Here is a 14341-nt window from a genome sequence, read left to right on the forward strand (position 1 = left end):
AAGATTGTGAGTAGAGAGTCGGATGTGTGAAATAGAAATCCGTCGTTGAATTTTATTTTTAGGAATTACAGATTGTGAAAATTGCCGTAGCGGGTACGGGCTATGTGGGCCTTTCTAATGCGATGTTGTTGGCGCAGCATCATGATGTGGTCGCTGTAGACATCATCGAAGAAAAGGTGACGATGCTGAACAACAAGCAGTCACCGATTGTCGATACAGAGATTGAGTACTTTTTAACAAACAAATCACTCAACTTTACCGCAAGCTTGGATAAGCAGCTTGCGTATCAGAATGCTGACTACGTGATTATTGCCACGCCGACGGATTACGATCCGCACACCAACTACTTTAATACCGCATCGGTTGAAGCGGTCATCAAAGATGTGACGGCGATTAACCCAAACGCTGTGATGGTGATTAAATCAACCGTGCCAGTTGGGTACACCGAGCGCGTTAAGCAAGATTTCGGGACAGACAACATCCTCTTCTCACCGGAGTTCCTTCGTGAAGGCAAAGCGCTGTATGACAACCTTTACCCTTCTCGCATCATCGTCGGTGAGCAAAGTGATCGCGCGCAGGTGTTTGCCAATTTATTGGTCGAAGGCGCGGTAAAAGAAGACATTCCCGTTCTGTTTACCGATTCCACCGAAGCCGAAGCCGTCAAGCTCTTTTCCAACACCTATCTCGCCATGCGTGTCGCGTATTTCAATGAATTGGATTCTTACGCCGAAGCGCACGGTTTAAACGCTCGTCAAATCATTGAAGGTGTTGGGCTCGATCCACGCATCGGCAATCATTATAACAACCCCTCTTTTGGTTACGGTGGCTACTGCCTACCGAAAGACACCAAGCAGTTATTAGCGAACTATCAAGATGTACCGAACAACATCATCGGTGCGATCGTTGATGCGAACAGAACGCGCAAAGACTTTATCGCAGACAGCATCTTAAAGCGCGAGCCTAAAGTCGTCGGGATTTATCGCCTGATCATGAAAGCGGGCTCAGACAACTTCCGCGCCTCTTCGATTCAAGGCATCATGAAACGCTTGAAAGCGAAAGGCATTGAAGTCGTCGTCTATGAACCTGTACTCAAAGAGTCTCACTTCTTTCATTCTGAAGTGATCTCCGATCTTGAGGCCTTTAAATCACGCTCGGATGTGATCGTCTCCAACCGAATGACTGAAAGTTTGTCGGATGTGGCCGATAAAGTTTATACTCGCGACCTATTTGGGAGTGATTAGATTACAGTTCCTAGTGAAAAGCAGTACCTAGTTCCTAGAGTTAGGTTCCTAGTTAAGAGGCGAGTTCCTAGTTCCTAGAGATGACACTTCTAGAAATCACCCTCTAGGAACTAGGCACTAGAAACTAGGCACTATTATTATTCGAGCATTTATGAGTTTTATTCGCGACGATTACGATCCTAAGGCATACAACCCCACCTTTGAATGGGGCTTTCTTGCACCGAGATACTGGGGAACTTGGCTAGCCGTTTTCTTTGGCGCTCTGTTGAGCCTGTTGCCTAACGCACTGAGGCTTGGGCTAGCACGCCAGTTGGCGAAAGTGGCGGTAAAGCTGAATAACAAAGCCAACCGCCGCGCTCGGGTTAACTTGGCGATGTGTTTTTCACAAAAAAGCGACGCCGAGCGAGAGCAGATCCTGTTCGATGCTTACGTGACCTCGATTTCCTTTACGATTGGCTTTGCTTCACTCACCCTAAGAAGCAAGCAGTGGCTTGAGAAAAACACCACCATTCGCGGCTTTGAGCATCTTACCCAAGTAACAGATTCTGGCGAGAACGTGATCCTACTGGTGCCGCATACTTGGGCGATTGACATCCCAGCCGTGCTACTGGCCTCACGCGGATTGCCTGTTTCTGCCATGGCAAAAGCGCAAAAGAACAAAGTCTCAGACTGGTTAATGCACAGACAACGCGTTCAGTACGGTGGGCGTGTTTATGACCGAAGTGGCGGCATTAAACCCTTTATCAAATCCGTGCGCAGTGATGGCTACTTAGGTTATTACTTGCCCGATGAAGATTTAGGCCGTGAGCACAGTGTGTTTGTTGATTTTTTTGATACCACCAAGGCGACCATTTCAGGCTTAGGGCGCTTATCTAAACTGAGTAAGTCGAAAATTGTGCCGCTATTTGCGATGTACAACAGCCAAACTGGGCAGTATGAACTGGATTTTTATCCCGCCCTTCCGTTTCCTACCGGGGATGAACATCAAGATGCGCGGATGATGAACACGTGTATTGAAGACTACGTATCGCAAAGACCGGAGCAATACATGTGGATCTTGCGCCTATTAAAAACTCGCCCCGACAGTACACTCAACCCTTACCACTAATATGCCAACTTTGATGTCGAATTATAAAACTACACTTACGTCCTTATTGTGTGCCTTCTTTTTTGTAACGCTGTTATCTTTTGGTAAAGGCCACAATGTCGGTTCACTTCTTCTACTCATTACCTCCTTAGTAATGCTTAACCAGTGGCGTAAGGGAACATTCAATCACAACGAGAAGCTGTTTTGCCTCTCATTTCTGGCTTACTATCTGGTGTACATCGTCAATATGTTGGTTTGGGATGGAAATATCTCAGACACCGATCAAGCCAGTCGTTTTGCTCTCGCGATACCCGTTTTTCTGATGTTAGTCATTTATCCACCCAAAATCCGCTGGATAGTATGGGGGATTGTCATAGGAAGTATCGTGTCAGGAGCTAGCGCACTCCTGCAATGGTATGTATACAACGTACCAAGAGGTTTTAGCGGCTTAGATTCTAACTGGTGGTTAAAAGGCTATATGCCAATTCAAAACGGGAACATGGCGATGACCTTTGCCTCGCTCTCTCTTTGTATTGCTCTCTACTTTTTATCCCGAGACCGACTTGTGGCATTTTTCGCTTTTATGGCGTCTATAGCCGGCCTCATGGCGAGCATGTACTCTCAAAGTCGGGGGGGATGGATGGTACTACCCATTACGCTGATTTTTCTCTATTTGACTTATCGTAAGACACTATCATTCAAAACAAAGATCATCTCCATACTGGTAGCATGTCTTTGTCTCACAGGGCTAGCTACAACGCCCCAAGTTCAAAGTAGGGTTGAGGTTGCCATAAAAAATATCGAAAGTTACAGCCAAGGTTCCAAATACACTTCAGTGGGTATTCGACTTGAATTATGGAAAAGTGCCTGGTTAAACTTTAAGCAACAGCCTATTCTCGGCGTGGGTGAGAAGGAAAGAAGAATCCTCAATAAACATTGGGGCGAAATCGGCCTCGTCGATAAGAAGACGGCCAATCACCCAACTCATGCACACAATCAATATCTTGATGATCTATCCGTAAGAGGCATTTTAGGGATTGCGTCTCTTTTAGCTATATTTATTGTTCCTTTGATCTTGCTGTGGCGCATACCCATCACTCACGAATATGGGCAACTGACTCGGCAGTTAGGTACCGTACATATTGTGGCCTTTATGATTTACAGTTTGTCGCAAGCGATGTTCTCTCATAACTCTGGTACGATTTTTTACGCCCTAACGACGTCGATCCTCGTCGCCGTGCATCTTCAATTCTGTCAGTCACGAGAGGTGACAAGTTGAACATTTTAGTCTGCAGTTCCTACAATGACGCTTGGAACAGTGTTCGTCCCGAAGCGGAGATATTCATCGAGTGGGCAAAGATGGGACATAAGGTGACCATACTCACCCAAGGTAGCGCTGACTATGTAGAGAGATTTCAATCGTTCGGTATCACAGTGATTGATGCCTACCCCCGTAAAAAAATAGATCTCACGACCATCAAAGCAATTCGTAAAGAGCTTGCTCAACACCGCTACGACATTGTCTATGCCATGAACTCCAAAACCATACCTAATGCGGCCTTTGCCTGTGTGGGCTTTGAGTCTACTCGTTTTGTCACCTACCGAGGTACTGTGGGAGGACTGTATAGACATGATCCGACTGCCTATCTGACGCACCTGCACCCTCGTGTTGATGGCGTGATATGCGTCGCAAATGCTGTTAAAGAAGATGTCCAAAAGCGAGTGTGGCGCAAAAATATGCCTGTCACTACCATCTATAAAGGACATGATCTTTCTTGGTATCAAGCTACCCCCCTACAAAAGGCAGAACTTGGTGTCCCTGAGGATGCCATTTGTGCCATCTGTATTGCCAACGCAAGACCAAGTAAAGGTGTACACGTTTTACTCGATAGCGCTAAGTCCTTATCTAAACTAGATAAACTTCATATTTTACTTGTGGGAAGGGACATGGATACGCCTGATAATCTGACTCTTGCTAAAGAAAGCGGCATGGAAAACAGAATTCACTTTTTAGGCTACCGCAACGATGTTCCTGAACTACTGGCCACCAGCGACATGCAACTTCAACCGTCGATTAGTGGGGAGGGTTTACCGAAAACCATTATTGAAGCAATGGCCATGGCAAAGCCTTCTATTGTTACAACCACAGGCGGTGGCAAAGAGTTAATCAAACAAGGTGAAACTGGGTTTGTGATCCCAGTCAATGATGCTCTCTCATTAGCCAATCACATTGAAATGCTGTACTCAGATCAAGAACGGAGAATTTCAATGGGTAAGCTCGCTCAGCAGAGGCTGAAACAAGAGTTTTCATTACACCAAACCGCATTGAGACACCTCGAGTTTTTTGAGTCTTTGTGTCATGTTGAACGATTACCCAGTAAGGATAGCGGCGAATAACCTATGAATATACTCGTAATTGGCCCTTCATGGGTGGGTGACATGGTGATGTCGCAGTGTCTTTATACTGTTTTAAAACAGCAACATCCGGACGCAACGATTGATGTGATGGCACCGGCATGGTGTCGGCCAATTCTTGAACGTATGCCAGAAGTCAACCAAGCATTGGCGCTGCCGTTTGCCCATGGTGAGTTGAATATCTCCGCGCGCCGTACATTGGGCAAATCACTGCGCGGGCAATACGATCATGCCTATGTTTTGCCCAACTCCGCTAAATCGGCACTCATCGCATGGTTCGCTAACATTCCTGTACGCACGGGTTGGAAAGGGGAAATGCGCTATGGATTGCTTAACGATTTGCGTCCAAACAAAAAAGCCTTTCAATATATGACTGAGCGCTACGTCGCGCTCGGTTATCCCAAATCAGCCATGACAGGCTCTCACGCGCTAGGTGGCTTGGGCAACTTGCCAAAGCCTAAGCTCACTATTGATCCCACTGTACAGAAGACCGCCATGCACAAATTTTCGCTGCATGACGAGCGCCCCACATTAGGTCTTTGCCCCGGAGCGGAGTTTGGCCCTGCCAAACAGTGGCCAGTCGAGCACTACGCTAGCGTCGCGACAGAACAAATTTTGGCGGGCGATCAAGTCTGGCTATTTGGTTCAGCGAAAGACAGCCAAACCACACAGCGCATATTGTCACTGATTCCTGAGACACTGCGTGAGCACGTCTACGATCTGGCCGGCAAAACCAGTTTGATTGAAGCGGTAGATTTACTGGCGTTTTGCAAAACCGTCGTCAGTAATGACTCTGGTCTCATGCATGTCGCGGGCGCGGCGGGCTGTAACGTTGTCGGTGTCTATGGCTCAACGTCGGATCGCTACACGCCACCACTAGCGCCTAAAAGCAAAGTGGTCCATACCGATATTGAATGCCGTCCATGCTTTAAGCGGGAGTGTCCACTTGGGCATCTAAAATGCCTTAAAGATCTTTCGCCTGCACGTGTCATTGAAGCGATTCGAGAGTTATAACCCGTCATGTGGATTCGATTACTCTATTCTTGTGTCCTAGCACTCACCTCACCTTTTTTCTTGTACTCTCTTTATAAGAAAAAGCCGGGGAAGCCTACATTTGGCCCTCGCTGGAAAGAGCATTGGGGAAGAACGCCTAAGGTCGACGCTGAAAATCCAATCTGGATTCATGCGGTCTCTGTCGGGGAGTCGATTGCCGCGATTCCAATTATCAACGCTTTAAAAGAGCGGGATCCGCACACACAGATAGTGGTCACAACAACAACCAGTACCGGCGCCGAGCAAATAGAAAAACTGGGTGATAAGGTGATCCACCGCTATATGCCCCTCGACTTTGCTTGGTGTGTGAAAGGGTTTCTCAAAGCCGTTAAGCCATCACAGATGCTGATCATTGAAACCGAGTTATGGCCAAACACCTTACACCAAGTCGCTAAACACGGCATTCCTATTACTGTCATCAATGCGCGCCTGTCTGAACGCTCTTGCCTTAGATATCAGAAATTTCAACACGTTTTTAACTCACTAGCGCAACATGTTTCACTGTTCTTGTGTCAGTACGCGTCAGACGCAGAACGCTTTATTCGCTTAGGTGTGGCGGCTGAAAGAATCGACGTGACAGGGTCTGTAAAATTTGATGTTCGTATTGGCGATGACGTTGCAACAAAAGGGAGTGCACTGAGATCGCAATTAGGAGAGAAACGCCCCATCTGGATTGCAGCGAGCACACATCAAGGTGAAGAGGACGTTATTCTTGCGGCGCATAAAGCGTTACTCACTTACGATCCAAATGCATTACTCATTGTTGTCCCAAGACATCCTGAGCGATTCAATGATGTAGCCACTTTGTGTCAGCAACAAGGCTTTTCTGTGATTAGAAGAACATCTCAACAGAGCGATGCCACTTCTCAGGTGTATCTGGCTGACACTATGGGTGAAATGCTTGTGTTGATCTCAGCAGCTGATGTTTGTTTCATGGGCGGAAGCTTAGTTGGAGAGAAAGTTGGAGGGCATAACCTGCTAGAGCCTGCAGCGCTAAGTAAAGCGATTCTATCCGGACCGAGTTACTTTAATTTTCATAATATTGCAAACGAATTAATATCAAACGACGGACTCGTTATTTGCCATAATAGCAATCAAATCGCAGAGTGCTTAAATCGCCTCCTAGAGCCAAACAATCATGAGCAACAAGTGATGGGCGAGCAGGCACTGAAAGTTGTTGAGCGCAACCGAGGCGCCGTCATCAAGACACTTAACCATATTTTTGCTATAGGGAAATAACGTGAAGTTGTTAGATTATTTATTGGCCATCCCGAAAACGCTTTACTTTAACTTACGAGTTTTTGGTCTACGTGGTCTTAAGTGCCCAATACTCGTTTCTCACCATACCGTACTAAAATCAATAAAAGGACAATTCCTCCTTCCAGATCGAGCAAAAACCGCTTCAGTTCGTATTGGCTTCGGTGATGTCCCAATATTTGAACGCTCTCATTCGAGGCCTATCGTGTGCAACGATGGGACAATCGAGTTTAAAGGCCGAGCCAAGATCGGTCATGGAGGAAAGATTGTAGTCAAAAAAGGGGCACAGCTAACCTTTGGTCAACGCTTTAATATGTCAGCAGAGAGTGCGATATATTGCTGTCACTCGATTACGTTTGGTGACTACAACCTTATGTCGTGGCAAGTGTTAGTCATTGACTCTGATCTTCATGACATATATGAGAAAGACACAAAAGCTCCTATCAATCATAACGCCGCTATTCAGACCGGTGAATCGGTCTGGCTTGGAATGAGATCCACTGTATTAAAAGGGGTAAACCTCCCCAACGACACTATTGTCGCAGCGAACAGCAATGTCACTCAAAGCAACGAGCAGCCCAATGCGATTTATGGCGGAAACCCTGCCAAATTAATTAAAGAGAATATCTGTTGGGACAGCGCAAAACGTGACTACATGTCTACCTCACTGCAAAACGAAAGCAGGTAGACCGAATGAATTACCACATAAGCGACCACTGTTATATCCTTTATGATCCAGATCTGCTCTCTACTGAAGTAACCCAAGTAGAACAACTCGAATCGCTCTTTAATATGTCTCACTGGAGAGAAAAAGACGCCATCGTGGGCAGTGCGAAAGGGCGAGGAACGACATGGTTTATTCGCTTAGAACAAACCGAAGCAGCTTTAAGACATTATCGTAGGGGTGGGATACTAGGAAAAGTCATACGAGACCATTACATTTTTACTGGATTAGATGCCACACGGAGCTTCGCCGAGTACAAGCTACTTTCAAAGCTCTATCAATCTGGAGTTAATGTTCCTCGTCCTATTGCAGCCAAAGTACTAAAGCGATTCAGGGGCTTTTACCAAGCGGATATCATTACAGAAAGAGTCCAAAATGCTTGTGACTTAGTTACGGTTTTACAAGCTAAAGCACTAGACGAGAAAGTCTATCAGCGTATTGGCCAAGAGATCGCAAAAATGCACGCAACGGGTATCAATCATACAGACCTCAATATCCACAACATTTTAGTGGATAGCGATGAACGTGTATGGCTGATAGATTTTGACAAGTGTTACGAATCTCAATCCCATAATAATCGGTGGAAAGACAATAACATTGCTCGACTCTATCGATCATTTGTCAAAGAGAAAGGTCGCTTCAACATTCAGTGGAACGACGATGATTTTAACTCGCTGTTGATTGGCTATCACTCTATCTGATTGAGCCCGGTTTTACATTTTTAGTTACTCACTGCATAATTCTTGCTCTTTCAAAGTAAACGTTTTAGGTCCAAGCATTATGGCGCTCTTCAATACGCCCCCTAATTCACTGTGTATTTTGCGCCTCTCTGCCATTGGCGATGTCTGTCACGCTATCTCTGTCGTGCAAGCCATTCAGTCTCATTGGCCAACAACTCAAATCACTTGGATAACAGGAAAAGTGGAAGCCCAACTTATCGGTGACTTGCCAAACATCAACATTGTGGTGTTCGACAAAAAGCAAGGTTTCGCAGGCATGAAATCGGTTTGGCGCCAACTGAACAATACGCGTTTTGATGCGCTTCTCCATATGCAAGCAGCACTTCGCGCGAGTGTTCTATCTCTGGGCATTAAAGCAACACATAAGGTGGGGTTTAGTCGTAATCGTACTAGAGAATTGCAATGGCTGTTTACCAATCGTCACTTACCCGATACCAATGCTTTCCATGTTCTTGATAATTTCGCAGAGTTTGCTCGCTATATCGGAGTTCCCATGGATAAGCCAACTTGGCATATTCCTCTAAATGAGCAAGATATCGATTTCGCGATCAATAACATTAGTGCTCGCACCTTGGTCATCTGCCCTGCCGCGAGTAAGGACGAGCGAAACTGGCTCATCGAACGTTATGCTGAGGTTGCAGATTATGCCGCCACGAAAGGTATGGATATCGCTTTGTGTGGATCACCGAGTGAGCGTGAACGTCTCTTAGGTCAAGCGATTGCACAGCATACAAAAGCACCCATCATTAATTTGATTGGTCAAACTAACCTCAAACAGTTGACTGCCGTATTGGCAAGAGCACAAATCGTCATCGCGCCTGACTCAGGACCCGCGCATATCGCAACGACACAAGGTACGCCGGTCATTGGCTTATACGCACACAGCAACCCGAAGCGTACTGGGCCATATTACAGTCAAGACTATGTCGTAAATCAATATGACACCTCAATCAAGCAACAAGCAAAATCAGATTCGTGGGGTGCTCGCGCGAAAGGTGATACACTGATGCAAAGCATTTCCGTTCAGTCCGTGATTAAAACATTGGATATCGTGTTGAAATCACAACAAACGTTGAGTAATCACTAATATGACGACCAGCAAAAGTATTGGCGTTTTAATGATCGTTAAAAACGCTGAACTACATCTCGAGAAAACGCTATCTTCTGTATCTGGCTGGGTGGATGAAATCGTGATACTCGACTCAGGCAGTTCCGATAACACCCTAACGATTGCGAAGAAATATACCGACAAGGTTTACCATCAAGATTGGTTAGGGTTTGGCCCTCAACGTCAAAAAGCGCAAAGCTATATGACCAGTGATTGGGTGCTGCCACTGGATTCTGATGAGGAAGTATCGCCAGAGCTGAAACAGGCGATCATCCAAGCCGTGAACAGTGATGATGGTCAATCTGTTTACCAAATCAATCGCTTAACGGAAGCCTTTGGGAAGTTTATTCGTCATTCCGGTTGGTACCCCGATCGCGTTACTCGCTTATATCCGCGCCACGTCACCCAGTATAATGATGCCTTAGTTCATGAGTCAGTGGTGATACCCAAAGGTTTCACCGTTAGGCAACTCAACGGTGATTTGTTTCATTATACTATCGACTCGATGCCCAATTACGTCAGCAAAACTCAGCAATACATGAAAGCGTGGGCCGATCAGCGTGAGGGTAAAAAACAAGTCACGTTAGGCAGTGCTATTGCGCATGGATTTTTTCGCTTCATCAAAATGTATATTCTCAAGCGTGGATTTTTGGATGGTCGGCACGGTTTATTACTTGCCCTTTTGAGTGCGAATACCACCTTCACTCGCTACGCTGACCTATGGTTAAGAGACTATATGAAGCAACAGAAAGGCTCTAAGTAATCACTCACTATGAAGATATGTCACGTTAATCTCGCCTCGGGCTACCATGGTGGTGAAAACCAAACGCTGCAGTTGATCAAACAGCAGATCAAACTCGGTTATGATCTGACGGTTGTCGCCAACCCCAAAAGCCCCTTCGCCGATGCGGTTAAAGCGCTGAAATGTCGTTACGTGCCCGCTAAGCACTTTTTGCTCCAACATCAAAAATCCGTCACTCAAGATTGTCAGGCGATACATGTTCATGAAGGGCGTGCGATCTATTGGGCTTTGATCCAACATTGGCTTTATGGCGTCCCTTATATCGTCACTCGGCGTATCGATAACCCTCTAAAAAACAAGTGGCTGTCGAATCTGGCATACCGCAGAGCCCGTACTCTTGTAGGGCTCAGTAAAGAGATTGTGTCGCGTATTCAACATGTCTTTCCCAATAAAGACATTCACTGCATTCCTAGCAGCCCAGTGCGTTACCCGAGCGATCCGGTGAAAATCGAGGCTATTCGCAACCGCTTTTCCGATTCCTTTTTGGTCATTCATGCCGCTAACATGCTTGGTCACAAAGGTTTTGACGTCACCATAGAGGCAGCAAGGCATTTGAGTACCCAAGACAACACAGTGCATTTCGCCTTACTCGGTGACGGAAAAATACGCCAAGATCTAGAAAAACAGGCAAGCGGTCTTAGTAATGTGAGTTTCGTTGGAAAACAGTCGGATATGGGCAACTGGTTTGCCGCCGCTGATATGCTGGTCCATCCTTCATATTCCGAAGGTCTAGGTTCTGTTATTCTCGAAGCGCTAGAGGCTGGATTACCGGTGGCTGCGAGTAACGCCGGTGGAATTCCCGATATTATCGAGAATAACCAGTCTGGACTCTTGATTGAATCGGGCAATGGTGAACAACTCGCTCAGGCGATCTTACAGGTAAAAAACAGTGACACATTGCGCACCTCGCTATTGGCTGGTGCCCAAGAAAAACTGCACACCTTTCGTATTGAACACACGGCTCAGCGTTATCAAGCGCTCTACTCTGCTTTAACGAGAGATTAATTACTTTATGAAAAAGAGAGTCATCTACCCTGGAACCTTCGATCCCATCACCAATGGGCATTTAGATATTATTCAGCGCGCTGCCGATATGTTCGATGAAGTAATCATTGCCGTCGCCGCCAGCCCGAGCAAAAACACCCTGTTTACGCTCGACGAGCGGGTCCTATTTGTTCAGGCGGTCACCCAAGGCTTGTCGAATGTTAGCGTAAAAGGGTTCACAGGATTGATGGTGGATTTTGCCAAGCAAGAACAAGCCAACATTTTGATCCGAGGGCTACGCACGACCGTCGATTTTGAATATGAGTTTGGTCTCACCAATATGTATCGTAGGTTGATGCCAGGGCTAGAGAGTGTGTTTCTAACCCCAGCTGAAGAGTATGCGTTTCTCTCTTCGACTATCGTGCGAGAAGTGGCGATTCATGGCGGAGACGTGACAAACTTTGTGCCAGCCGTTGTCGCTAACGCGCTGATGGGAAAAGCGAAGTTTTAAGTCAGTTCCTAGAGGTGAATTCCTAGAAAGACTAGGAACTACAAACCATAGTATCCCTTGTACCAATCCGCGAACGCTTTCGCGCCTTGTTCAATCTTCACTTGCGGCTTGTAACCGACGGCCTCAAACAGATCTTCGGTGTCGGCATACGTTGCGTAGACATCACCGGGCTGCATCGGCATAAAGTTTTTCTTCGCTTCAATGCCAAGCGCATCCTCTAATACTTGTACGTAATCCATCAGTTTTACCGGGCTACCGTGACCAATATTAAACACACGATAAGGCGCAGAACTGGTCGCCGGTGTGCCCTGTTCGACAGTCCAATCGGGCTGCCTCGCTGGGATGTTATCTTGGATACGAATGATCCCTTCAACGATATCATCAATGTAAGTAAAATCACGCATCATGTCGCCATTGTTATAGATATCGATCGTTTTACCCGCGACGATAAGGTTGGCAAATTTAAACATCGCCATATCAGGTCGGCTCCAAGGCCCGTAGACGGTAAAAAATCTAAGACCTGTCGTAGGTAACCCATAGAGGTGGGAATAGGTATGAGACATCAGCTCATTGGCTTTTTTCGTCGCCGCGTATAGAGAAATAGGGTGATCAACACTGTCTTGGGTATCAAACGGCATCTTTTGATTTAACCCATATACAGAGCTGGAAGAGGCATACACTAAGTGCTCGATATTGTTATGACGGCACCCTTCAAGAATCGCCAAATGGCCCACCAAATTGCTATCTGCGTACGCCATTGGGTTATCAATCGAGTAGCGTACTCCGGCTTGTGCCGCCAAATGAATAACTCGTTGGAATTGTCCTTTTTTGAAGAGCTCAGCGACCCCTTCGCGATCAGCAATATCCATCTTGATAAATTCAAAGTTGGGGTGCTTAATGCGCTTCAAACGAGCCTCTTTTAAAGAGACATCATAATAATCGTTTATGTTGTCGATCCCAACGACATCATGACCAGCGGAACACAATCGTTCAATAGTCGCTGAACCGATGAAGCCTGCAGCTCCTGTGACAAGGTATTTCATATGACAACCTCAAATTCTTTATAGTGTTATATATTACTTGTATCACGATTGATTGACCACCAAGTCAACACAATATGCACCCATGTCATCACCGATGAAATAGTGGCCGATTAGCGTTATAAAAAGGGAACACAGATCGATATTTAGGCCTATCGCGGTGTGCACGTTCATGCTTTTAAAAGACAATACTCCCATATGGTAAATTAGTAATCTGTCACATGAAAACCTTTTGTATTACCTTAAAAAGCTGTATAGAGCGCCAAGAGAACACCGCATCCCTACTTAGTGAGATGGATATTCCTTTCGACTTTTGGTTCGGTGTTGATGCACGAACTGACCATCATCCACTACTCGACAAATACTGTGAACAAGGATTTCGACACCGAATGGGGCGGCCAGCGGCCAAAGGGGAGCTTGGTTGTTACGCGAGTCACTATTTACTTTGGCAAAAATGTGTCGAGCTGAACGAACCAATTCTGGTTTTAGAGGATGACTTAGTCATTGATACCAAGTTATTTCCCAAAACCGTCAGCATTGCCAAGCAACATATTGAGAATTGTGGCTACATTCGCATGGAAAACGCCGATAGAAATCGTCTTCACTACCGCGTTCGACAATATGAGCATCAAAAATTAGTCAAATATTTGAAAGTGCCACAATGTACAGCCGCTTATGCTATCACACCAAGCGCGGCCAAAGCATTCTTAGAGAGCAGTCAGCATTTCTACTACCCCGTAGACGTATTCCTGCGCAACGCTTGGGTTCATAAACAAACCATGTTTGGTGTTCTTCCGGCTGGCTTGAGTGGGGGGAATACTGCCTCTATTATTGGCGATAGGAAGAATCAAGGTAAGAAGACATTATCCACGGTAATATTAAGGGCGTGCCATAAACTAAAAAGTATGACACTCAACCTCACCACCAACCTCTACCACCTCGGAAAGCTGGGTTCGAACTACAAACCGCTGCGTTGGTGGTTCGGTTAAGCCAGTCGCTACACCTGACACCCACCACAATAGAACGTATTCCTCTGCCCAATTTTGAGCTCTTCAATCGGCTCGCCGCAGGTTGGGCAGGGCTTTCCGGCTTTGCCGTAGACTTGTAGCTCTTGGGCAAAGTAGCCGGGCTTGCCGTCGGCTTGGGCGAAATCTTTCAGCGTTGTGCCGCCTTGTTTGATGGCGGTCGCCAGTACGGCTTTGATGTCGCCAACCAGTTGCTGCCACTCTGGCAGAGATAAGCTGCCAGCCGTTCGGCTGGGGTGAATTTTAGCACTAAATAGCGACTCATTGGCGTAAATATTGCCCACCCCGACCACGACTTTGTTGTCCATAATAAACTGCTTTACTGCAACGCGTTTGTTGACAGCTTTTTCTAGC

At 46.2% G+C, this 14341-nt stretch carries 15 protein-coding genes; 13 read left to right on the top strand and 2 right to left on the bottom strand.

The window, feature by feature from the left end; all coding sequences use genetic code 11:
• Positions 1-74: 74 nt before the first annotated feature.
• From AC6R0L_RS16945 to coaD, 12 genes are all read left to right on the top strand, one after another.
• Positions 75-1241, top strand: coding sequence for a nucleotide sugar dehydrogenase (locus AC6R0L_RS16945; RefSeq protein WP_500629885.1), 1167 nt, complete (start codon positions 75-77; stop codon positions 1239-1241).
• 151 nt (positions 1242-1392) lie between these two features.
• Complete coding sequence (gene lpxM, locus AC6R0L_RS16950; protein WP_500629886.1) at positions 1393-2349, top strand: lauroyl-Kdo(2)-lipid IV(A) myristoyltransferase; 957 nt, start codon at positions 1393-1395, stop codon at positions 2347-2349.
• Positions 2350-2362: 13 nt separating this feature from the next.
• Positions 2363-3607, top strand: coding sequence for an O-antigen ligase family protein (locus tag AC6R0L_RS16955; RefSeq protein WP_500629887.1), 1245 nt, complete (start codon positions 2363-2365; stop codon positions 3605-3607).
• Positions 3604-4725: a glycosyltransferase family 4 protein gene (locus tag AC6R0L_RS16960; protein ID WP_500629888.1), complete on the top strand. Its 1122-nt coding sequence runs from the start codon at positions 3604-3606 to the stop codon at positions 4723-4725. The genes AC6R0L_RS16955 and AC6R0L_RS16960 overlap by 4 nt, the downstream gene beginning before the upstream one ends.
• Positions 4726-4728: 3 nt before the next feature.
• Positions 4729-5757: a lipopolysaccharide heptosyltransferase II gene (gene waaF / locus AC6R0L_RS16965; RefSeq protein ID WP_500629889.1), complete on the top strand. Its 1029-nt coding sequence runs from the start codon at positions 4729-4731 to the stop codon at positions 5755-5757.
• Positions 5758-5763: 6 nt separating this feature from the next.
• Positions 5764-7035: a lipid IV(A) 3-deoxy-D-manno-octulosonic acid transferase gene (gene waaA, locus AC6R0L_RS16970; protein WP_500629890.1), complete on the top strand. Its 1272-nt coding sequence runs from the start codon at positions 5764-5766 to the stop codon at positions 7033-7035.
• Position 7036: 1 nt separating this feature from the next.
• Entirely contained in the window at positions 7037-7741 is a 705-nt protein-coding gene (locus AC6R0L_RS16975; RefSeq protein ID WP_500629891.1) for an acyltransferase, read from the top strand.
• Positions 7742-7746: 5 nt separating this feature from the next.
• Entirely contained in the window at positions 7747-8478 is a 732-nt protein-coding gene (locus tag AC6R0L_RS16980) for a 3-deoxy-D-manno-octulosonic acid kinase (RefSeq protein WP_500629892.1), read from the top strand.
• A gap of 79 nt (positions 8479-8557) precedes the next feature.
• The gene (locus AC6R0L_RS16985; RefSeq protein WP_500629893.1) at positions 8558-9604 is read left to right on the top strand and encodes a glycosyltransferase family 9 protein; all 1047 of its coding nucleotides are present in this window, start codon (positions 8558-8560) and stop codon (positions 9602-9604) included.
• Between the two features lies 1 nt (position 9605).
• Positions 9606-10388: a glycosyltransferase family 2 protein gene (locus AC6R0L_RS16990; RefSeq protein WP_500629894.1), complete on the top strand. Its 783-nt coding sequence runs from the start codon at positions 9606-9608 to the stop codon at positions 10386-10388.
• Between the two features lie 9 nt (positions 10389-10397).
• On the top strand, positions 10398-11432 hold the full coding sequence (locus tag AC6R0L_RS16995; protein WP_500629895.1) for a glycosyltransferase family 4 protein: 1035 nt from the start codon (positions 10398-10400) through the stop codon (positions 11430-11432).
• Positions 11433-11439: 7 nt separating this feature from the next.
• Complete coding sequence (gene coaD, locus AC6R0L_RS17000) at positions 11440-11922, top strand: pantetheine-phosphate adenylyltransferase (protein ID WP_500629896.1); 483 nt, start codon at positions 11440-11442, stop codon at positions 11920-11922.
• 38 nt (positions 11923-11960) lie between these two features.
• On the opposite strand, the gene AC6R0L_RS17005 is transcribed toward coaD, so the two are convergent.
• Positions 11961-12965 (bottom strand): NAD-dependent epimerase, encoded by a 1005-nt coding sequence (locus AC6R0L_RS17005; RefSeq protein ID WP_500629897.1) that lies wholly within the window; start codon positions 12963-12965, stop codon positions 11961-11963.
• Between the two features lie 218 nt (positions 12966-13183).
• On the opposite strand from AC6R0L_RS17005, the gene AC6R0L_RS17010 reads away from it, so the two are divergent.
• A complete protein-coding gene (locus AC6R0L_RS17010; protein WP_500629898.1) occupies positions 13184-13951 on the top strand; it encodes a glycosyltransferase family 25 protein in 768 nt (255 codons plus the stop codon).
• An 8-nt stretch (positions 13952-13959) separates the two neighbouring features.
• Here AC6R0L_RS17010 and AC6R0L_RS17015 read toward each other — a convergent pair.
• The coding region (locus AC6R0L_RS17015) for a zinc finger domain-containing protein (protein WP_500629899.1) at positions 13960-14341 on the bottom strand (382 nt) is incomplete at its 5' end.

This window comes from Vibrio sp. R15-SG3-ISO1A (assembly GCF_059833955.1).